This is a genomic window from Catalinimonas alkaloidigena (assembly GCF_900100765.1).
Taxonomy (GTDB): domain Bacteria; phylum Bacteroidota; class Bacteroidia; order Cytophagales; family Flexibacteraceae; genus Mooreia; species Mooreia alkaloidigena.
Genome location: NZ_FNFO01000013.1, coordinates 160,808 through 182,467 on the forward strand (window position 1 = coordinate 160,808; position 21,660 = coordinate 182,467).

Consider the following 21,660-nt stretch of genomic DNA (forward strand, 5'->3'; position numbering starts at 1 on the left):
TTAAGGAACCGTGTTGAGGAAAACCGGCACGTAGCTGTACGCAGCAGGCAGGACGTTGGTTGAGGGAGCGGGGGACGCGCGCTTTTCCCAACCGGTTCTGTGGAATTTTCCCAGAACCCTTACCTTCGATGTGTGCGTTACCGAAACCTGCAAATCGGCACCAAGCTGGCCATCGTGGTGGTGGTGCTCAACCTGAGCCTGATTGGCCTGCTTTCTCTGCTGTTCTTTCAGCAATTTCAACTGGCCCTGAACGAGCGGGTACTGCTGCAACTTTCGTCGATCCTGCAACTCAAAAAGGTGCAGATCGAGCGACTCTTGTCCGAAACTCAGGCGGAGTTAAACCAGACCGGAACCGTGCCCAAGGCGGCGGCGGTGCTGTTCGATACGCTTGTGGTGCGACAGGGGCCGCCGCTTACGCTGCACATACCGTCGTTGACTGCGCCCGTGCACTTGCCACCGTTGCGACGCAACGCGGGGACCATCCACGACCTGACGCCTGCGCACCCGACCGGCCGGATGACGTTCGCGTTTCAACTGCCTGTCGACGGGCAGCAGGAGCGGTGGGTGGGCCTGACGCTCGATGCGGTGCAGGAGATTCTGTTCGAACGGACGGGCATGGGCGAAACGGGCGAGTCATACCTGGTGGGGCAGGATACCACCTTGCGGTCGCAGTCGCGGTTCTTTCCTCAGACCAATCCGACCCACCTGCGTGTTGCGACCGAAGGGGCTATGGCGGCGCTGGCCGGAAACGCCGGACACGTGCAAACCCACGACTACCGCGACGTGCCGGTGTTTAGTGCCTACGAACCTTTGGAAATCAACGGGTTGCATTGGGCCATTTTGTCGGAGATCGACGAGCGCGAAGCCTTGGAGCCGCTCCACCGCCTGCGCACCCGCCTCTGGCTGCTGGCCGGAGCGGTCTTGTTCCTGACGGTGGTCGTCACTTCGCTACTATCGCGGGTGGTGACACAACCCATCGTATTGATGGAAAAAGTACTGAACACCATGTCGAAGGGCGATTTGTCGCCCGAAGTGCCCCCGGCTGCCAGCACCGACGAACTGGGCCGCATGCATGCCGCGCTGGCGCGGCTGGTGGGCGCACTCAAACAGACCATTGCCTATGCCGACCAGATTGGCGCGGGCGATTTTGAGGCCGATTACCCCCTGGCCAGTCAGGAGGATGCACTGGGGCAGGCGCTTTTGCGGATGCGCGATCAACTAAAAGCGTATCAGGAAAAAGAGCAGGCCTTCCGACGGGAAAACCAGCGCAGCCTGTTGCGAGGCGTGGAGACCGAACGGGCGCGGCTGGCCAAAGAGTTGCACGACGGCCTGGGACCGCTGCTGACCAGCCTGAAAATGCGCATCCAGGCGCTCCCCCTGACGTCTCCGGAAAAGGAGGTTCTGAAAACCCAACTCGACGAGACCATCCAGGAAGTGCGACGCATGTCGTATAACCTGATGCCCAGCGTGTTGCGCGATTTTGGCGTGGGCGAGGCCGTGCAGAATCTGGTTACGCAAATGCAGGGCATCACCAGTACACAGCTCCGGTACGTCAATTCGGTGGAAGAGGGCGTCGTCATCCCGGCTGAGGTGGGCACGGCGCTCTACCGCATTGCCCAGGAAGCCCTGCACAACGGCATCCGTCACGCGCAGGCCGCTGAAATTCGCCTGTCGATCACCACGTTCGAAGACCGCATCAGCTTCTATTACCGGGACAACGGCGTCGGTTTTGACACGCGCCGGGAGTACAGCGGGCTGGGATTGCGCAACATGCGCGAGCGAGTTTTGCTGCTGGACGGTATGTTTGTCCTGGAATCGGATGCCTCGGGCACGCTCCTCGAAATCGAACTACCACTGTAAGCGGGCGGGTGGCGTAGTGGGCAGAACGTAACGTGCGAGGTGTGACGTCTGAGATGCGAAGTGCGAAGTGCGAAGTGGAAAGAAGAAGGCATCCTGCACCGCACGTTAAGCCTTCACCGTTGAGCTTTCCACCCCTAACTCTAAAACGCGTTCATGCTATGGGATTCATCAAGGTTGTGATTGCCGACGATCACCAGCTTTTTCGGGACGGGGTACTGGCCTTGCTGGCTCGCGACGAAGACATTGATGTGGTGGGAGAGGCCGCTACCGGCGAAGAGGCATTGCACATCATTGCCCTACGCGAACCACACGTCGCGCTGATCGACCTCGGCCTGCCGGAGCGGCACGGGCTGGACGTGATCAAGCTTTTGCGCAAGCGCCATCCGCAGGTAAAGTGCATTGCCCTGACCATGCACGACGAAGGGCAGTATGTGGTGCAGGCGGTGCGCAACGGCGCGTACGGATACCTCCTGAAAAATGCTGACGAGGCCGAACTCAAGCAGGCCATTCATACGGTCTTCACCGGGAAAAAGTACTTTAATGCCTACATCTCGGAGTTGATGATCCAGAACATGGCCGTGCAGGGAAGTCAGGTGAAGAAGCTATCGCAACGCGAACAGGAAGTGTTGCAGCGCGTAGCCGAGGGAAAAATTACCAAGGAAATTGCGGACGAACTGAGCGTCAGTACCCGCACGGTAGAGACGCACCGCGTCAATATTATGAAGAAACTGGACGTGCGTAACACCGCCGAACTGATCAAAAAAGCGGCCCAACTCAAGTTGATTTAGCTTCCTGATTTTTTGCAATTTCATCCGTATAAATACGGAGGGTACGCTCTGTATTTATCCTCGTTAAAAAATACCATTTTTTCGAGAGAAAACTCCGCGCGTAAGGCCCGTAAGTTTGAGTAACGAATTGATCACTCAAATTTACCGATATGAAACGCATTGCCATTTTGCTCGTAGGCTTAGGTATGATAAGCAGTGTGGCGATGGCCCAGGAGAAACGGACTGAGTTGAAAGGGCCTAAAGCCAAGAATTACCGATACGACAAAAACTACACCGGAGGAACCGAAGTGTACTCGACGGGCGAAACCCGGGCAGAGTTGAAAGGCCCCGCGGCCAAAAACTACAGCCCTGCCCAAGATGAGGCGCGCACCGCTCGCTACGGGACGGTCGTCACGACCGGCAGCGAACGTACACAGCTCAAAGGACCTCGTGCCAAGAACTACAAGCCTTGGCGTAAAAAAGACTAGTCAACTAGTATACATAAGTGAATGAATGACCTCCTGGGGAATCTCCGTTGCCCAGGAGGTTTTTTGTGTTTGAGGGGGAAGCAACTACTGCTTCAGGAGCTTGCCGGTTAGGGCTTTCGCGCCGTCGCCGATGCGGACAAAGTACAATCCGACCGGCCATGTAGCCACCTCCAGCGATACTTCGTTTTGTCCGGTTTGCACTCCCACCGGCGTAGCAAAAATGCGTGTGCCGACCGGTGTGAACACCTCGAGTGCAACCAAACCGGAGGCTTCGGACGAGAAGCGTACCCGTACCGTGCTTTGCGTCGCCGGGTTGGGATAGAGACGCAGGCGCTGGCGGTCTTCCGGGGCGGCATCGTCCGCACGGGAGGTCGTTCCCGGATGGACCTTGAACGCCACGTCCTTCACAAAAGGAGGCAACGCCAGTTCGAGGTCGGTACTGCCTTCTACCAACGCCACCGGCGCGGACCCCATAGCCTGACCGGTTTTGGGATCGTAAAAGTCGCCCACGTAGTCTTGAAAAGGCGTCATCCCCGCCAGCCGAATCTTCACCCCGGCGAGCGGCGCGACGGTTGCCGGATCGGCCCATTCGCCGTACGATTGGTCGGTGACGTACCCGTACGCATGCTCCGGCCCCTGGTAGCCGTAGGCGCGGGCCTGGTTGATGGCCACGTTGGTGAATCGGAGCGACGCGAGGTTGATCCAGTCTTCGCCGCGGTTGTAGAGGCGAAACGTGTGTGTGCCCGCCGTAAGGCCCGGCAACGCATAAGTGCCGCCCGCCGTCATGGTCCAGGAGGTGAGCAGGTTGTTTCCGTCGTACACGTCGATGATCTTACTCCCGGAAGCCGACACTTCGGCCACCACCAACTGCAGTGTGCTGGTGTCTTGCAGCGTAATCTGAATCTGTACTTCCCGGTTGCGGTCGGCGCGCCAGGAGCCTTGCAGGTAGGAGCTGAACCCCGCCAGAGGGTTGGTGCTGCCGTCGGCCTGTACGTCGATCACGAACGGATTCGGGTCGTTGTAGCCATCCCAGTTGGCGTTGCCGGGTACCAGCGTCAGGGTCGTGGTGGCGTTGGCAGCCTGCGTAAACCCGAATTGCTGGGCCTGTCCGCCGGTATGCATCACCACGTCTTCGCCCTGCCAGTACGACGACAGCGGCGCGAACAGGCCGTACCAGTCGGCCCGGTCTACGTAATCCCAATACCAGAACAGGCTGGGGTTTTCGCTCATGGCGCCGATCCACTGCGTTTTCCGGACATGGTCGCCCCAGCGGTCGGGGTGGTTGGTGCCGGTGTAGTCGTTGTTTGTACCGAACTCGCCACAAAGCACCGGCTTGTCAAATTCCTCGATAAAACTTCGTCCCTGGTTGTAGATGACCTGTTCGACGTTGCTGGCGTAAATGTGGTACTGTACCTGATCGAGCGCGGCGTTGTCCTGCAACAGCGGCATGGTGGAGTTGTCTTGTCCGGTGCTGGTGCTGACCAGGTGCCCGTGCGGGTCGAGATCGTGCAGGTAGGTGCTCATCGTGTTGTGCCATGCGTCGATGGCGGCATCGGTGCCATCGGTGTATTCCACTTCGTTAAAGAGTTCCCAACTGAGGATGTTCGGTGAGTAGCCCCACCGCGCCACGATGTAGCGGTATAGCTTCTTCGTCTGGGCGATGGCGTCGGCGTTGGTAAAGAAATCAGCCGGATTGCTGAGGTAGCCACCGTTGGCACTGTTGTAGGGGTTTTCGTCCCAGTTAGGGTTGACGTTCGTCGAGACCTGCCCGTGGTGTTGCAGCACCAGTTGCAGGTAGATGCCCTTCTCGGCGCACAGGTTCAGGACGGAATCGAGCAACACCGACGCTTCCGGGCTGTAGCGGCCCAGCCCTGCGTAGACGTTAGACCAGTGGTTCGGACCCCATTCGATCGCCTGTCGCGCGAAGCCGGCGAGCCAGTAACGCATCCAGGTTATTTCGCCCGGTGCGAAGTGGTCCAGATAGTCGTGGTAAAAACCGGCCAGGTTGCCGCTGTTCCACGAAACGTTGAGCCCGACGGGGTAATAGGGAACGCCGTTGTCGAAGCGCATAAATTGCGGGTTGGTGGCGTCCAGCCGCACAAAACCCGGCGCTGCGCCTTCGTCGGTAGCGTCTAGCGTAACCGGAGCCGACGTGCCCGCAAGGCCGGAGGCTTCGGTGACCTGGATCGTAACGGAATAGGCACCCACCTCCATCGGAGTGAAGCGGAGCTGCCAGGTGGCCGCATTCACGTCAGGGGCATTCCAGCCGTCGCCGGTTGCGTTGAACGTGGTCGGAACGTGGTAAAAGCAGGGCATGGTCAGCGTAGCACCCGATGGAGTGGAGATGAGCGCGTCGACTTGCACCTCGTCGGGGTCGTACGGGTTTGTGTAAGAGGTGCTGAGGGAAAACGTGGCCTCGGCGCGTCCAAAGACGGGCACGGTGGTGGCGGTAAAGGCTACGTCCGTGATGTCCACGGCGTGAGCACTCGTCGTCAGCAGAAGCCAGACGCATACCAAAAGGTAGTGGTGGTTCATATCAGAAATTCTTATCCAAAAAAAGAGGTTCTCTACGGCGGAACCTGCCTAAAAGTAGAGAATATGGGCCGCTTCGCAGGAAAAACGGAAACAAAAAAGCGACGGCTTGTCAGCAGTCGCTTGAAGAGGACACGAGGCGCGGTCGGTCAGGAGACCAGTTCCGGCAATTCTTCTGCCAAAGGTTCGGTTTCCAGGTACGGATCGGGGTTGTAGAGCGCCTGGTACCACGCCACCGAACTGGCAAACGACGTCCAGAGGCTCAGCGGCAGGTAGGCCCAGGCCAATTTCCGATCGTCGCGGTAGGCCAGCGTCAGGCTCGACAGCGCCACCAGCGTATCGGCTTGCGTCCAGGCCAGGGCCAGCACCGGACTCTTCTTCCGGAAATAAGCCCACCCGAACGTCATGAAGATCAGCCAGTGAACCCCCTGCAAGGCCAGGAGGGCGTTCCGGTTCTTGAGGGTTTTGCCTTCGTTGAGCAGACGCAACCCACCCCAGGTCAGGGCAATGTTGTTGAGGGGCCACGCCACCCCGAACAACCAAGCAGGCGGCGACCACGGTGGCGTCTTTTCTTTCTCGTAAAATTCGTCTTGTTCTTTATTGTCTTTGATGCTACCCGTCGAAATGCGTCCTATGACGGAAACGGCTCCGAGAAAAAGCGCACCATGCCACCACTTGACGGTGGGTTTTGAGGCGCCTGGGCGCATGTCGTTCAGGAGCGAACGGAGTTGTGTGGTCAGTGTCATGCGATAACTTGTAAGGGATCTGGCAAAAAGGCCTATGCTTTAAACGCAGCGATTTCATAGGGGTTATGGCACGCCAGCCGGTGGTTAGCCCGCACGTTTCGTTTGCCGGGGGGACGTGAACAGCACCCAGGCAAACGCCCCGGCGAAGAGGGTGTAGAGGATCGTTAGGGGCAAAAAGAGTGAGAGGTGCGTCTGAAGCGTAACGGTGCCTTTGACCAGCGCAAGCGCGCCCACCGCAAAGTGCGCGAAATTGCCGAGGGCCACAGGGCGGCTGTAGATGCCGCCGATCAGCTTACTTTTTGCCATCCAGTTCAGCATCCCGAACCCCAGGTAGAGGGCGCTGGCCAGTTGCATCAGCAGCGTCACGGCGAGCGTATCGTTCCCCAGGTACCGCGCCAGATCATCGGCCAGAAACGACCCCACTGTGCCCAAACTGCCTAAGAAAACTGCGCTGGCGGTCATTAAAAATTTGGAATTCATGGTCATAGAGCGACGTGCCGGAACATTTAGTGAGTCGGTTGAGGCGCAGGACGATTCCCGGATTCGATTTTCCGGTTGTGGAGGACGTAAATCGTCACCCCGTACAGCAAGACAATGGCAAACGGGATCGCCACGAAGCGGTGTTCCGGAAATGCATACCACAGCACAAGCACGACCAGCGTCCGGGCCACAGCATGGAAAGCGCCCACCCAGTGGTCGATCATCCAGGTGAGCGGCAGCCACATCAGGCCGGTCAGGATACCGACGGACAGCGGCAGGGACGTCGGGTCCACAAGAAAGAAGGGAATGGCCAGCGCATAGACCAACAGGGCCTGCCCCACGGTCAGGAAAAACAGTTGGTCAAGTGCGTTTTTCGGTCGCGTGCGGTCCTTAAAATCTTCGCCCGTCCACTTCGAAATCGCCATGCCGAGGTACACAATGCTGCCGGTCATCCCGAACAAGACCCAGACCATGACGGTTGTCGGCAACATCAGGCCGGCAATGCCCACCACCAGCCAGGCGAATAACCCGGCCAGCGGCATGGCCAGAAATTTCCGGTTCTTGAAATCTTGCTTGTGCTCGTCGAGCGTTCGGTTAAATATAGGCATGGGAACAAATGACGTGTGTTAGTCAAGGTGAAAAGAAGAAAGCGTGTCGGGCAAAAGCGTTGCCTCCCCTCGTAAAAACGAAGAGCACAGGGCGCCTTTCCTGAGAAGGCCCCACAACTCGAGTGACCTAGAAACTCATGAGGTCGCGGAAGCGACTACTCTGGCGGCGCGAGACTTCGATCGCTTCGCTGGGAGTGGCGGCGGATTCGGTACGGAGGTAGAGTTTGAGCGTGTGGCTGAACCAGGGCTCGATGCGGTCGATCCAGTGGATGTTGACGATGTGCTTGCGGCTGGCGCGGAAAAACGTGCGGCTGTCGAGGCGCGTCTCCATGTAGTTGAGCGTCCGCGGAATCATGGGGCGGTGCTCCCCGAAGTAGATGCGCGTGTAGTTGTTATCGACCTCGAAGAGCCGGATGTCGGCCAGCGGCACAAACCAGCAGCGGTCGCCGTCACGCACAAACACCTTGTCGTGCAGGCCGAGCACCTCGGGTGGCCCCGTTTCCGTGGGCTTTTCGGGAAGTTTGGTGAGGGCCGCCGCCAGCCGGTCGGGCTGGATGGGTTTCTGTAGGTAGTCGAGCGCATTCACCTCGAAGGCCTTCAGCGCGTAGGCATCGTAGGCGGTGGTGAAGATCACTTCGGGCACGTAGTCGAGGCTTTCCAGCAGCGCAAAGCCGTCTTCGCCGGGAAGCTGGATGTCGAGAAACATCAGGTCGGGCCGGAGCGAGGCGACGAGTTGCCGCGCCTCGGGGGCATCCTGCGCTTCGCCGACGACTTCGACCTGTGGGAGGTCTTTCAGCAGGTGGCGGAGTTCCTGACGGGCCAGGCGAGAATCTTCGACGATGAGGGCTTTGATCGACATGAAAGAAGGGAGCGTGAGAGTTTAGCGTGATGAGTTCAAAATGCAGAATTCAGCAATTCGACAAGGACACCTTAAGCCACCGGGATGCGAAATCGGGCGGCAACGGTGTCGGGTGAGCCGTTTTCCAGCGTAAATTCGGTGATTTCGCCGAACAGAAGTCGCAGGCGTTCGGCGGCGTTGCGCAGACCGATGCCGGTACCTGCGCTGGCGCTTTCCAGTTGTCCGGAATTTTGCACCTCGATTTCGAGCAGCGGTCCGCTCCGGAACGTCCGTACCCGTACTTCGCCGCCCTGCGGTCGGTTCGCAATGCCGTGCTTGATGGCGTTTTCGACCAACAACTGCACCGTCATCGGCGGCACGGCTACTTCCAGCGTGGCGGGATCGGCCTCAATCTGGTAACGCAGACGCTTTTCGTAGTGGATCGACTCCAGCGTCAGGTAATCCTGCACCACCTCCAGTTCGCGCTTCAGCGGCACCCGGTCCTGGTTGTTGAACTGAATCGTGTACCGAAGCAGCGTCGACAGGTGGGTAATCATCTCGCGTGCCCGGTGGGGATCTTCCAACACCAGCGCCCGAATGTTGTTGAGGCTGTTGAAGACAAAATGCGGATTCAACTGCGATTTGAGGGCCGTCAGTTCGGCCTCGTTGACCGCCGCCTGCAACTTCCACTTTTCCACTTCCTGCCGCTGGCGGTCTTCAAACACGTGGATGATGAAGTACAACAGCGTCCACCAGCAGTAGACCATGAACGTGCTCAGCGCGTAGCCCCCCAGCGAAAACAGATTGTAGTCCGACCAGATGTAGAGGTGCAGCACCGCTACCAGCACAAACACCATCACCGCCAGACTCGCCACCGCCAGCCCCAGCAGGAGAGGAGGCAGGCGTACCAGCAGGGGAACGGGCCGGAGCCGCAACCATCCCCACCGGCGCAGCAGGTGCCGCAGGAGGTGCGAAGTCAGCAGCATGGTGCCGGTGATGACGCCCTGCGACAGGACCATTTTGAGGGTTAGGCCGTTGAAGGCAGCCGTGAAAAACAGGCCGATGGCACCGTAAAGGCTCCAGCCGACAAGCTGGCTGATCCAGTAAAGGGTCGGGCGTGTGAGTCGCATGGGTCGGTTATAAGTTGAGGGGTGACAAGTTAGAAAGTTACAGGTTGAAAAGTTCGGAGTTGAGAGTGATGAGTGAGGAGTTGAAAGTTCAAGGTTGAAAGCTTAACGTGTGGTGCAGGATGCCTTCTTCTTTCCACGTCGCACTTCGCAACTCACACTTCTGCCTTCTCCTGCACTCTGCCCTACGCCCCGCGCGCGCTGCGCTATTCACTCATTCAGTAATTCTCTCATTCATTTATTCACTACCGCGCCCCCTCGCGCTGGTGTCAGAAACTGATCCAGCACCCGGAAGAAGCCTTCGGGATCGTCCCACATGATGAAGTGTTTAGCCGTATCGAACAGTTCGAGTTGCACGTGCGGCAGGTTTTGGAACTGCGCCTGGTAGGCGGGGAGGACCGTTTCGCGGGTGGCCCCGTAGTCTTTGTAGCCGATCCACGCGCCCATTGCCAGCGTAGGTACCTTAATTTTGGGCAGGTCGGCCCGCAGGTCGGTCGTGTAGAGTTCGTACATCGCCTGCCCGATCGTCGTTGGGTCTGACTGCACGCCCCACTCGGTGGCTTCCCGGATGCGCGCCGAGTCGGAAATCATCGTGCGCAGGTACAGGGCCATCTGCTGGCGGACTTGTTCGGGCATCTGGTTGGTATCCACCTTGCGCATGTTTTCGGCCAGGGGCTTCGCCGATTCGGCCGTGGCACCGGGCATCTGAATGGCCGTGAGAAACGGCAGGCCGTCGACCGTTACCAGAGGACCGACCAAGTCGGGGGCTTCGATGCCCAACGAAAGCGCCAGAAAACCGCCGAGGCTGTGTCCTACGATGATGGGTTTTTCCAGGTGCTGCTCCTGAATGTAGGCAATGATCTCATCGCGGACGGTCGGTAAAAACGGATCGGGTTGCGCCAGCGGCGCTTGTCCGGCGAATCCGGCCAGCGTCAGCACATGGCACTCGTAACGGTCCCGGTAGTGCGCCACCGTTTCGTCCCAGACCGAGCCGTCGGACGACAGGCCGGGAATGAGCAGCATCGGTTGTCCTTGACCGGTCACTTCTACCGTAAAGGCCGTCGGGTCAGCCCGCAGAGAGGCACTGGTCAGGCAGCACACTAGCAAGAGAAGGAAGTAGGGAAGGCGTTTCATAAGCTTCGTGGTTTAGGTTCGACACAAGAATAGGGCGTCGCCCACCCAATCCGAAGTGATTTTGAGAGAGCGGTCATTTCGTTGAGGGAGCGGTAGTGCGGGGAGCTTGGGGCGAAGCGCAGAGCGCAGGAGAAGGCAGAAGTGTGAGTTGTGAAATGTGACGTGATGATGAAGATGTCATCCTGTTAAGGAGCTTCTTACGGCTGGCGTTGTACTATCGCACGTTAAGCCTTAAACTTTGAGCCTTAAACTTTAAACTCTGCACTCTGAGCTTTTCAACTTTCTAAACTTTCCAACCTGTAACCTTCCAACCTTCTCAACCCTCCCAACCAATCGCGCGCCCGATCGTACCCATGAATACATCATCGATAAAGAAGAATCAGAGTATGGCTGAAAAAATATGGCTCATCACGGGCTGCTCAACAGGCTTCGGGCGCGAGCTCGCTAAACTGGCGGCCGGCAAAGGCGACAAAGTCGTCGGGACGGTGCGGAAACCGGAGCATCAGGAATCACTGGAAACCTTGTCGGAAAACATCACGGCGGTGCTGATGGACGTCACCGACCACGCAACCGTTGCGGCCGGTGTGCAGAAGGCCATCGACCTGCACGGGCGGATCGACGTGCTGGTGAACAACGCGGGGTACGGGTCGCTCGGCAGTGTGGAAGAAGTAACGGAAGAAGAGACCTTTCGGCAGTTCGACGTCAACGTGTTCGGGGCGTTGCGGCTGATCCGTGCGGTGCTGCCCCACATGCGGCAGCAGCGGTCGGGCCACATCCTCAACATCACGTCCATTGCCGGGTTGCAGGGCTATCCGGGCGTGGGCATCTACAACGGCTCCAAGTTTGCGCTGGAGGGCATCGGCGAAGGATTGGCGGCCGACGTGCGTCCGCTGGGCATCCGGGTGACCAACGTGGAGCCGGGCCCCTTCCGTACCGACTGGGCGGGGCGCTCGGCCACGTTTACCGCCTCGAAAATCGACGACTACGCCGATTCGGCCGCGAAAAACCTGGACTCGATCAGTGGCGTGAGTGGCAGGCAGAAGGGTGATCCGGTGCGGGCGGCCGAGGCCATGTATGCCCTGACCGAACTGGACAACCCGCCGATGCACCTGCCGCTCGGCAGCGTGGCCTACAAGCGGTTCCGCGCCAAGCTGCAAGCCATGTCCGAAGAACTGGACGCTTTTGCACACCTCGGCGAGCCGACCGATTTTCCGGAAGAAGTGACCCACTAACCCAACCGGGACCTTCCCTAACCGAAAGCACTGCCCACAAGCAGTGCTTTTTTAATACCTACCGACGCCCGGGCCGCGTTTCGGACGAAAATGATTTCTGGCAAAATGGGTTAACTTAAGCGGTTAAAACAGTGGGCTAAACTTTTTTGATTCTCATGCATACCTCTGCACCTCAGCAGCATTTGTTGCTTTCGCGACTGGCAGAACACACCTCTTACCTGATTTTTGCTTATGAAGTCAGCACCCGCAGCTTCCTGTACGCCAACCCGGCTTTTGAGCGGATCTGGCAGGCCGATGGGGCCATTTCGCTCAAAACTCCTGACTCGCTGTTGATGCGCGTACACGCTGACGACCGCACTTTTGTCCACGAAAAATTCGAAGAGCTACTGCAAGGCAAGTCGGTCGAAGAGCTGGAGTTTCGGGTGCAGCCGACGGAGGGAAATGAGCGTTGGATCTGCCTGATACCGACCCTGTTGAGCGGAGAAAACGGGCCGGTGATCAGCGCCATCGGCGAGGACATCACCAAGCTCAAATTGAATGCGGAGAAGCTGCGGAAATTCGCCGCTAAAAAGAATTCGGTGCTGGAGATTCTGTCGCACGACCTGGCCAATCCGCTGGCAACGATCCAAAGCTTGTCGGCGTTGCTGACCGACCGTACCAAAGCCCTGGGCAACGAAAAGGTAGACCGACTGGTGGGCCTGATTGCCGAGACGAGCGCCCGCAGCATCGACCTGATCCGCAACTTCGTCGCCACCGAGTTTCTCGAATCGGTCGAGGTGGATCTGCTCAAAGAGCGTGTCGATCTGCTCAAGTGTTTGCGGCAGGTGCTGGAGCAGTACCAGCATTCGGAAAAAAACATCGGCAAAACGTTTCGCCTGGAAGCGCAGCAAGAGTCGGTCTTTCTGCACCTCGACGAAGTAAAGTTTATGCAGGTGATCAACAACCTGCTTTCGAACGCCATCAAGTTCACCGACGATGCGGGGATCATCACCCTTCGGGTCGAAGAGCAACCGGATCAGGTCCTGATCACTGTCGCCGACAACGGCATTGGCATCCCGGCCGACATGCAGGAGGGCCTCTTCGAGCGCTTTCCGAAAGCCCGCCGCCGGGGCCTGAAAGGCGAGCCTTCAACGGGACTGGGCATGTCGATCATTCACAACATCGTGGCCTGGCATGGAGGCACGATCCGCTTCGAGAGCCAGGAAAATGTCGGCACAACGTTCTACATCACCTTACCGAAAGAATGATCCGCCGAGAAGATTTAGAGTGATGAGTTGAAAGTTCAAGGTTGAAGGCTTAACCGTGCGGTGCAGGACGACCCTTTTGTCGTCAATTCGCATTTCAGACGTCACACCTCACACTTCTGCCTTCTCTTGCGCGCCCTGCGCTATTCACTCATTTCCTCCTGCGCGTGGGTGTAGTATTTTTTGAGAGATTACAGGGGTGATGCAACATCAGGAACCCCGCTTTCTCATTACTTTTGTGCTGGCTATCCCCACTGGCTTTCAACAAGTTACTGAGCGACTCTTTCCGACTGGCGTTGTATGCGCAATCCCTATTTTTCCCTGCTGGGCACGGCCTGGCGGTACGCCCGTGAGGCACGCGGGCGCTTTGTGCTGATTTATGCGATGTTCGGGGTGGCCAACCTCATTTTCTCGGTGCAGCCGCTGCTGTACGGCTGGTTTGTGACGGCCCTGCAACGCGAGGGTACGGATATTCTGCGACACGTGTGGCTTTATGCGGGCGGCTACCTGGCACTGCGGGTGCTGGAGTGGTGTTTTCACGGACCGGCGCGGGTAATGGAACGTGCGCTGGCGTTTCGGGTGGGGCAGAATTTCCTGGAGGAACGCTACCATCAGGTCGTGCACCTGCCGCTGGAATGGCATCAGGATCACCACAGCGGCGCCACGATCAACCGCCTGCGGAAAGCGCACGAAGCGCTGCGCGACTTCTTTCAGGCCGGCTTTGTTTACCTCCATGCGTTGGCAAAGTTTGTCTTTTCGTTTGCGGCGATGCTGTACTTCGCGCCTTTGTACGGCTGCATCGGGGTCGGCATCGGACTGCTGATCATCGCCGTGATTTTTCGGTTCGACAAACCTTTTGTGCGTACGCTGCGCGAGGTCAACGAGCGGGAGCATCTGGTGTCGTCCACGCTGTTCGACAGCCTGTCCAACATCGTGACGGTGGTGACGCTGCGTCTGGAAAAGCGCATGGAAACCAGTCTGTTACGTAAGGTTATGGACGTATTTCCGCCGTTCCGGCGCAACATCGAAATCAACGAGTGGAAATGGTTTACGGCCCAGATGCTGATCGGACTGATCTACGCCGTAGTAACGGTCGGGTACGTGCACGAACACTGGCAACCTGGGCAGGTTTTTCTGATCGGCGGGCTGGTGACGTTGTTGGGCTACGTGAACCAGTTTACGAGTGTGTTCAACGACGTGGCGTACCAGTATACGCAGATCGTCCAGTACCATACGCACGTGCAAACGGCCGAGGGGATGCGCGAGGCCTACGAACGCCAACACCGCCCCGAGCCGCTGGAGGGACTGCCGGACCACTGGCAGCGGCTGGACATTGAACACCTGAGCTTTGCCTACCGGCAGCGCCATGCTGCGTCGGAACTTGCCTCAACCGAAGCCGCACCCCCGACCGGCCTGCATGGGCTGACCCTACGCCTGGTACGAGGCCAGCGGGTCGCGCTGATCGGCGAAAGCGGCAGTGGAAAAAGCACCCTCTTGGCGCTGTTGCGAGGGTTGTACGAGCCGCAGCCGGGCGTGCAACTGCGGGTCGACGGCCTGCCGCACCCGGATTTTAGCTGCATTACACAAGCCGTAACCCTGCTGCCGCAGGAGCCCGAAATCTTCGAAAATACCCTCCGGTACAACATCACCCTGGGCCTGCCTTTCAGTGAAGAGGAGGTGTGGGCGGCGTGCGAAACGGCACAGTTTGCCGCTGTGCTCCGGCAGTTGCCTCACGGGCTCGATACCAACATTCAGGAAAAAGGCATCAACCTGTCGGGAGGGCAACGGCAGCGGCTGGCGTTGGCCCGGGGACTGCTGGCCGCCCGCACCAGCAGCCTGGTATTGATGGACGAGCCTACCAGCAGCGTCGATCCCCGCACCGAAATGCAACTCTACCACGAACTGTTCCGGGCCTTTGCCAACAAGGCGGTGGTGTCGTCGTTGCACCGGCTGCACCTGCTGCTGCAGTTCGACTACATCTACCTGCTGGACCGGGGATGCATCGTGGACGAAGGAACGTTCGAGGACCTACGCCGCCGAAGCGAGCGATTTGCTGCCCTGTGGCAATACCAGGAGACCTTGCCCGTTGTGGTGTAAGGTATGCGTAAGATACTACGGTAATTCCGAAAAAATAACACGGCTGAGCCACCAAACTCACCGTCGAATTTGTACCTTCGTTCGTTTTCTTCACGCCTTTTCCCGCGACTTGTGCCCTTACTGCCGTGCGTCAATTCTGGTTCTGTTGGCTAGTCTGTCTGCTGGCGTTGCCTGCCTTTCGGGTGGCCGCTCAAGACGATCCCTACTTCCATTACCTGGGAGGGCAACAGGGACTGCGGGTCGGGAGCGCCAACTGCCTGTGGCGGGACCGCCAGGGCTTTCTCTGGATCGGCTCGTGGGATGGTGTGAGCCGTTATGACGGCTACCAGACCCGCGTTTTTCAGAACGACCCGGACGACTCTACTTCGCTTTCCAACAACCACGTGACGAGTCTGTTCGAAGATCCGCACGGCTACCTGTGGATCGGCACGAGCGGAGGGCTGTGTCGGATGAAACTGGAACACGAGCAGATTGAGCGGATTCAGCTACCGGCTCTGAAAAGTCAGCGCGTCAACGTGTTGTACGGCGAAGCCGGGCAGGAAGGGCTGTGGGTCAGTACGTTGGGGATAGACGGGGGCCTGGGGCGTCTTGACCTGCGTTCCGGGCAGTATCGGGCTTACCCGTGGCCGGATGCGTGGGAGGAAGTGCCGCACATCATGTCCTGCGCCGAAGACGAGCGCGGCATGTGGGTCAGCACCAACCGCAACGGCCTGCTTTGGCTCGACAAAACCACGGGCACGTGGCAGCCGGTGCCGCTGCCGAACGACGAACAACGCCTGGGCGAGGTCGTGCGGCAGCCTGATGGCGACTTGTGGGTCGCCGCCCGCACCAGCCTGGTACGCCTGACACCGTCGTATTCGCCCGAGGGGGAATTGCGGCCGCAGGAGGTCGTGACGGAAGTGGTGGCCACCGATTTTGGGGATCAGGTGCGGCAGTTACAACAGGACGCCTCGTCTCGACTCTGGATCGGAACGCGTCAGGGACTCTACGTGTATGATCCGGGGCAGCGCCGCCTGCGGCATTATGCGCAGACGTCGGACGAGAACGGCGGGTTGCACAGCAACCACATCAACGGCATGTACGTCGATTCGACCGGCAACCTTTGGCTTGGCTACGTGGAAGATGGGATCGATCTGGTGGCCCGTACGCCACAGAAGTTTCAACACATCCGCTACAAACAGGAAGAACCCAACGGCCTGAGCGCGCGCTACGTCCTCAATGCCTGGGAAGACCGGGACAGCATGCTCTGGATCGGTACTCTGGAAGGGGGCCTGAATCGGTACGACCGCCGGACCCGGACGTTTCGCCATTACCGGGCCGATCCCGGCAACCCTGCGGCACTACAGCACGACGCCGTGCAGTGCATGTTCGAAGATCGACAGGGAAATTTCTGGATCGGTACGTACGGCGGCGGGTTGCACCGCATGGACCGTGCTACGGGCCGGTTCACCCATTTTGGTCCGACGGACAATCGGCCGGCACCGCGCCTGGCGTTCACCATTTTTCAGGATCGTCGCGATCAACTCTGGATCGGCTCGTTCGACCAGGGCCTGTTCCGCTTCGATCCGACAACGGGTACGTTTACCCCCATTCCCCTGGCGTTCGACAGCCTGGGCAACACCACCATCCGCAACGTACTGAGCGTAGGAGAAGACCCGCAGGGAACACTATGGGTCGGTACCCTGCGAGAAGGGCTGTTCTGGCTCGACCCGGCGCTGGGGCAGTTGGTGCGCGCGGCAGGAAATGCCCCCGGTTCCGGCACCACCGTGTACCAGATTCGCCCGGGCAGCGACGGCAGTCTGTGGCTCGGGACCGACAGCGGGCTTTGGCGGTACGCCCAGGGGGGCGATGCGCGTAACCTGCCGGAGCCGCAACACTGGTGGAGTAAACACGGCCTGCCGAACGATCAGGTGCTAGGTCTGCTGGAAGACGACCTGCACCGGTGGTGGATCAGTACCAACCGGGGCCTGAGTCGGTTCGATCCTCAGACCCAAACGTTTTTGTCGTTCGACATGGCCGACGGCTTACAGAACCCGATGTTCGAAGTGGGAACCTGCCACCGGGGGGCGAGTGGTACGTTCTATTTCGGTGGGGTAAATGGGCTGAACGCCTTCAACCCCCTCAGCATGCCCATGAGCCAGCAGGCGCCGCCGGTGGTGCTGACGCAGTTGCAGGTGATGAACCAGCCGCTGGCGTCCAGCCGTACCGTGGCGGCGTCGTCGTACCTGCGGGAGCTGACGTTGTCCTACGACCAAAACTTCCTGGCGTTCGAATTTGCCGCGCTCGATTTTACCGCCGCTGAAAAAAATCAGTACGCGTACCAGTTGGAGGGGGTCGACGACGAACTGATTTACTCGGGCAACCGTCGGTTCGCTTCGTATCCTAACCTGTCGCCCGGAACGTACACCTTCCGGGCCATCGGGGCCAACCACGACGGCATCTGGAACAACGCCGGCGTTATGTTGCGCGTCACCATTACGCCCCCCTGGTGGCAGACGGGCTGGGCCTGGGCCTTGTATGTGGTGTTGCTGGCAGGCCTGTTGTACCTTGTTTTTCGCTATTTTCTCTACCAGGAGCGGCTGCGCAGTGCCCTGGCCCTCAAGCGGCTGGAAGCCGAGAAGTTACAGGAAATGGATCACCTGAAAACCAGCTTCTTTACCAACATCTCGCACGAATTCCGTACGCCGCTGACGCTTATTCTGGGGCCTTTGCAGGAGGTGCTGGCTGCGCTTCCCGCGCACGATCCGCAGGTTTCGCGGTTTCGGGGCATGCAACGGAATGCCCAGCGGCTGCTGTCGCTGATCAACCAACTGCTGGACGTCGCCAAGCTGGAAGCGGGTGAGGTACGAATCCAGGTGATGGCGGGCGATCTGCGGGAGGTGCTGCGCCGCCTGACGTTTTCGTTTTCGTCGCTGGCCGAGAGCCGCCGGATTCATCTGCTGCTCGATGTGCCCCTGACGGCCATTCCGGCCTATTACGATGCCGACAAACTGGAAAAGATTGTAGGAAACCTGTTGTCCAACGCGTTCAAATTCACCGACGAAGGGGGGCGCGTGCAGGTGACGGCCCTGGCGGAAACGCCCGGGTGGGTATCGCTCTACGTGAAAGACACGGGCGTCGGCATTCCGGCCGACCAGTTGGAGCGGGTCTTCGACCGGTTTCATCAGGTAGACGGTTCTGCCACCCGGCAGCACAACGGCACTGGCATCGGCCTAACGTTGACGAAGGAGCTGGTGCAACTACACGGCGGACAAATTTCGGTGCAGAGCCAGGAGGGCGTGGGGACCGAATTCTGGGTTCGGTTGCCCATTGCATTAGCCACACTGCCGGCCAACGTGGTGGTGACGACGGCCGCACCTGTGACCGAGGTAGGAGAGGCGGACGTTTCTGAGGAGCTCGCCGCCCTGCCCGAAACGGTTGCCGCACCCGAAGCGCCTCTGTTGTTGATCGTCGAAGACCATCCGGACGTGCGGGCCTACATCCGCAGTTGCTTTGCCGGGCAGTACCGGCTCGCCGAAGCGCACGACGGGGAAGAAGGCCTGGCGAAAGCGCTGCGCGAAATTCCCGACCTGATCATCTCGGACCTGATGATGCCACGCCTCGACGGCCTGGCGCTGACGCGGCACCTCAAACGCGACGTGCGGACCAGCCACATTCCCGTGATCTTGCTGACGGCCAAAGCCTCGGTCGAAAGTAAAATCGACGGCCTGGACGAAGGCGCCGACGACTACCTGACCAAACCTTTTGTGCCGCAGGAATTGCAGGCGCGGGTGCGGAATTTGATTGAGCAGCGGCAGCGTTTGCGGAAACGCTATCGTGAGCAATTACGCGATGTGGACCGCGCTCACGGGGGTATGGTGCCCGAGACAGAAGCTGCCCCCGCCGTGCAGGTCAGCTCCGTTCAGGTGCCTTCGGCCGACGAACGGTTCTTGCAGCGCGCCATTGCGCTGGTAGAGCAACACCTGGCCGACGAGCATTTCGGCACGGATCAGCTGGCGGAGGCGCTGACCCTGAGCCGCATGCAGCTGTATCGCAAATTGAAGGCTCTGACGGGCCAGGCACCTGTAGAATTTATTCGTACCCTACGCCTGCAACGGGCCGCTCAACTGCTGCGGCAGCGGTACGGAGCCGTTTCGGAAATTGCGTACCTGGTTGGGTTTCAAAACCTGTCCTACTTCGCCAAATGCTTCAAGGAGCAGTATGGTGTAACGCCCTCCGCCTACATGGAAGAGTCGTCGGCCGAACCGGCGGTAGAATAATTACTCTACCGCATTGACTTCCAGCACCACGCTGCTGCGGCGTCCGTTCACCTGTGGATTGACGCCGACCTGCATGAGGTAATCACCGGAATACACGGATTCTTCTCCGAAGGGCGTGCGCGCATCGGGGTAGAGGTTCAACTCACGAATCCGGTACTTCTTGGCGGGGTCCAGCCCCTTCAGGCGCACCGGCAGGTGGCTCCCGGCCTGGAAGCGCTCGCTCACCAGGTACGAAAACCACACGGCCCGGTTCTGCGCCTCGTTCACGTACAGGAGCGACGCGACGTCGCCCTCGTAAGGTGAAGCCAGGCGGTACTGATCGCCCTGCCAGATCACGTCCTGCATCTTTTCGTACTGCTGCAACGCCTGTTGCGAAAACCGCAGTTCTTTTTCGGGAAGTTCGCCGACCACGATGTCATACCCCAGCTTGCCCATCATCGCCACGTCTGTCCGGTACTTGAGGGATTGATCGCCCCATTCGGTAATGTGGTTGCACGTGGCCAGGGCCGGGTAGAAGTAGGAGTAGTTCCACTGGATAAACACCCGCTCCAGACCGTCGGTGTTGTCGCTGGGCCAGAATTCGGTGAAGTACCGGAGGGCACCGTAATCGACGCGCCCGCCGCCACCCGAGCAGAGCATAAGGGGCAGTGTGGGGTACTTTTGCCGCAGCCGCTCCAGCACGTCGTAGAGGCCGTTCACGTAATCTACATACAGGTGCGTCTGGTGCTTGGCCGTTGCCGAGTAGGCGTTGTAAATCACCGCGTTACAGTCCCACTTGATGTAGCTCAGGTCCGGGTTTTTCGTCATCAGGTCGTCTACCACGCCGTAGACAAAGTCCTGCACTTTCGGGTTGGAAAGGTCGAGCACCAGTTGGTTGCGGAAGTAGTATTCGTCGCGGTTGGGCAGTTTGATGACCCAATCGGGGTGCTTTTCGTAGAGTTCGCTTTTCGGACTGACCATCTCCGGCTCCAGCCAGATGCCGAACTTAACGCCCGCCGCCTGGGCTTCCTTCACCAGATAGCCAATGCCGTGCGGCAGTTTCTGCCGGTTTTCCTGCCAGTCGCCCAGGCCGGTGTGGTCGTCGTTGCGGGGGTACTTGTTGGCAAACCAGCCGTCGTCGAGCAGAAACAGGTCCACCCCCAAATCGGCACCGTCTTTAAAAAGGGCCGTGAGTTTCGGTTCGTTGAAGTCGAAGTACGTCGCCTCCCAGTTGTTGAGCAGGGTGAGGCGCTCTTCCTGCCCTTGCGGAATGCGGTAGCGGCGCGCCCAGCGGTGCAGGTTGCGGCTGGCTTGCCCGGTGCCTTTGGACGAGAATGTGTAGACCAGGGCGGGTGTTGTAAAGGTCTGATTGGCAGGGAGATAATATTCGGAAGCGTAAGGGTTGATGCCTGCGATGAGGCGCAGGTTGTGCAACGGATCGACTTCAAAGTCGATTTTGTAGTTGCCCGACCACGCCAGGTTGGCCAGCAGCACGTCGCCGTGATCCTCGTGCGCGGGCTGGTTGAACGCTAGCAGAAATGAAGGGGGCTGGAACAGGTCCGCCCGGGCGCCCAACTTGGAATCCAGCACCTTGATGCCCTCCGATAGTTGCTCTTCACGGGGGTTCATTTCCCGCGCCCAGTCTCCGTGAAAGTGCGTGAGGTAGTAAGACTGGGCCGGCAGGTACAGGTTCGCCGAGGCGTACTTGTGCAAGACCACGTCTTTTCGCTCGCGGTGGCGGATGGTCGACCATTGTTCGATCACGTCCACTTCCGGATAGGTCTTGTAATACAACACCACTTCGAACGGATACTGCGGATCTTTCAGGGTGATGGCCGTCTGGCGGATGCCCTGGTCGAGGCGTTGCGTCTGGTGGCTGACGTACCGTAAGTCGAGCGAGGGGTTCCCGTCGGCGTGGGTGGCACGCAGGGCGGGTTCCAGCAGGTTGCGGCTGCCGGCCGGCGTATAGGCCGAATTATAAAGCTCGGTGTAGTCATAGCCCTGGCCCTGAGCCGGTTGGACCGGAAGCGTTTGGTAATCGGCGGGTTGTTGCAGGCGGTTGCCCAGGTAGACGACCGAAACGTCGCCATGGGGCGTCACGCGCATCACCAGTGCAGTGTGCTCGGTTTCGACGGTAATCAGCGAATCGGCCGGAGCAGCTAGGAGGGTACCTGTGCAGAGCGCCAGCAAAAACGGAAGCAAAAAACGCATAGGGGTGAGGTAGTAGGTTTCCGATGCAAAGTACAGGATCGGATGCAATTCATGTGAG

15 protein-coding genes are annotated in these 21,660 nt (G+C 59.2%); 7 read left to right on the plus strand and 8 right to left on the minus strand.

What is annotated here, in order from left to right; translation table 11 throughout:
* Positions 1-132: 132 nt before the first annotated feature.
* The 3 genes from BLR44_RS25495 (at position 133) to BLR44_RS25505 (ending at position 3,115) form a co-directional block, all read left to right on the plus strand.
* Entirely contained in the window at positions 133-1,860 is a 1,728-nt protein-coding gene (locus BLR44_RS25495) for a HAMP domain-containing protein (protein ID WP_089687641.1), read from the plus strand.
* A 158-nt stretch (positions 1,861-2,018) separates the two neighbouring features.
* The gene (locus tag BLR44_RS25500; protein ID WP_089687644.1) at positions 2,019-2,648 is read left to right on the plus strand and encodes a response regulator; all 630 of its coding nucleotides are present in this window, start codon (positions 2,019-2,021) and stop codon (positions 2,646-2,648) included.
* A 149-nt stretch (positions 2,649-2,797) separates the two neighbouring features.
* A complete protein-coding gene (locus BLR44_RS25505; protein WP_089687648.1) occupies positions 2,798-3,115 on the plus strand; it encodes a hypothetical protein in 318 nt (105 codons plus the stop codon).
* Positions 3,116-3,199: 84 nt separating this feature from the next.
* On the opposite strand, the gene BLR44_RS25510 is transcribed toward BLR44_RS25505, so the two are convergent.
* The 7 genes from BLR44_RS25510 to BLR44_RS25540 form a co-directional block, all read right to left on the minus strand.
* Positions 3,200-5,650, minus strand: a complete 2,451-nt coding sequence (locus tag BLR44_RS25510; protein ID WP_089687651.1) for a DUF5060 domain-containing protein — start codon at positions 5,648-5,650, stop codon at positions 3,200-3,202.
* A gap of 146 nt (positions 5,651-5,796) precedes the next feature.
* Positions 5,797-6,393: a TspO/MBR family protein gene (locus BLR44_RS25515; protein ID WP_089687654.1), complete on the minus strand. Its 597-nt coding sequence runs from the start codon at positions 6,391-6,393 to the stop codon at positions 5,797-5,799.
* Between the two features lie 84 nt (positions 6,394-6,477).
* Positions 6,478-6,873: a hypothetical protein gene (locus BLR44_RS25520; RefSeq protein ID WP_089687744.1), complete on the minus strand. Its 396-nt coding sequence runs from the start codon at positions 6,871-6,873 to the stop codon at positions 6,478-6,480.
* 26 nt (positions 6,874-6,899) lie between these two features.
* A complete protein-coding gene (locus BLR44_RS25525; RefSeq protein WP_089687657.1) occupies positions 6,900-7,481 on the minus strand; it encodes a DUF7010 family protein in 582 nt (193 codons plus the stop codon).
* Between the two features lie 127 nt (positions 7,482-7,608).
* Complete coding sequence (locus tag BLR44_RS25530) at positions 7,609-8,340, minus strand: LytR/AlgR family response regulator transcription factor (protein ID WP_317042813.1); 732 nt, start codon at positions 8,338-8,340, stop codon at positions 7,609-7,611.
* 71 nt (positions 8,341-8,411) lie between these two features.
* The gene (locus tag BLR44_RS25535) at positions 8,412-9,449 is read right to left on the minus strand and encodes a sensor histidine kinase (protein ID WP_089687661.1); all 1,038 of its coding nucleotides are present in this window, start codon (positions 9,447-9,449) and stop codon (positions 8,412-8,414) included.
* A 231-nt stretch (positions 9,450-9,680) separates the two neighbouring features.
* On the minus strand, positions 9,681-10,580 hold the full coding sequence (locus BLR44_RS25540; protein ID WP_218127188.1) for an alpha/beta fold hydrolase: 900 nt from the start codon (positions 10,578-10,580) through the stop codon (positions 9,681-9,683).
* A gap of 386 nt (positions 10,581-10,966) precedes the next feature.
* Between BLR44_RS25540 and BLR44_RS25545 the strand changes: the two genes are divergently transcribed.
* The 4 genes from BLR44_RS25545 (at position 10,967) to BLR44_RS25560 (ending at position 19,412) form a co-directional block, all read left to right on the plus strand.
* On the plus strand, positions 10,967-11,812 hold the full coding sequence (locus BLR44_RS25545) for an oxidoreductase (RefSeq protein ID WP_089687664.1): 846 nt from the start codon (positions 10,967-10,969) through the stop codon (positions 11,810-11,812).
* A gap of 155 nt (positions 11,813-11,967) precedes the next feature.
* Positions 11,968-13,059 carry a PAS domain-containing sensor histidine kinase gene (locus tag BLR44_RS25550; protein ID WP_089687668.1) on the plus strand — a complete coding sequence of 364 codons (1,092 nt, stop codon included), beginning with the start codon at positions 11,968-11,970 and terminating at the stop codon, positions 13,057-13,059.
* 297 nt (positions 13,060-13,356) lie between these two features.
* Positions 13,357-15,153 carry an ABC transporter ATP-binding protein gene (locus tag BLR44_RS25555; protein WP_089687672.1) on the plus strand — a complete coding sequence of 599 codons (1,797 nt, stop codon included), beginning with the start codon at positions 13,357-13,359 and terminating at the stop codon, positions 15,151-15,153.
* Positions 15,154-15,278: 125 nt separating this feature from the next.
* Complete coding sequence (locus BLR44_RS25560) at positions 15,279-19,412, plus strand: hybrid sensor histidine kinase/response regulator transcription factor (protein ID WP_089687675.1); 4,134 nt, start codon at positions 15,279-15,281, stop codon at positions 19,410-19,412.
* Here the strand turns inward: BLR44_RS25560 and BLR44_RS25565 are convergent, their stop codons facing one another.
* Positions 19,413-21,602: an alpha-galactosidase gene (locus BLR44_RS25565; RefSeq protein ID WP_089687752.1), complete on the minus strand. Its 2,190-nt coding sequence runs from the start codon at positions 21,600-21,602 to the stop codon at positions 19,413-19,415.
* Positions 21,603-21,660: the final 58 nt, after the last annotated feature.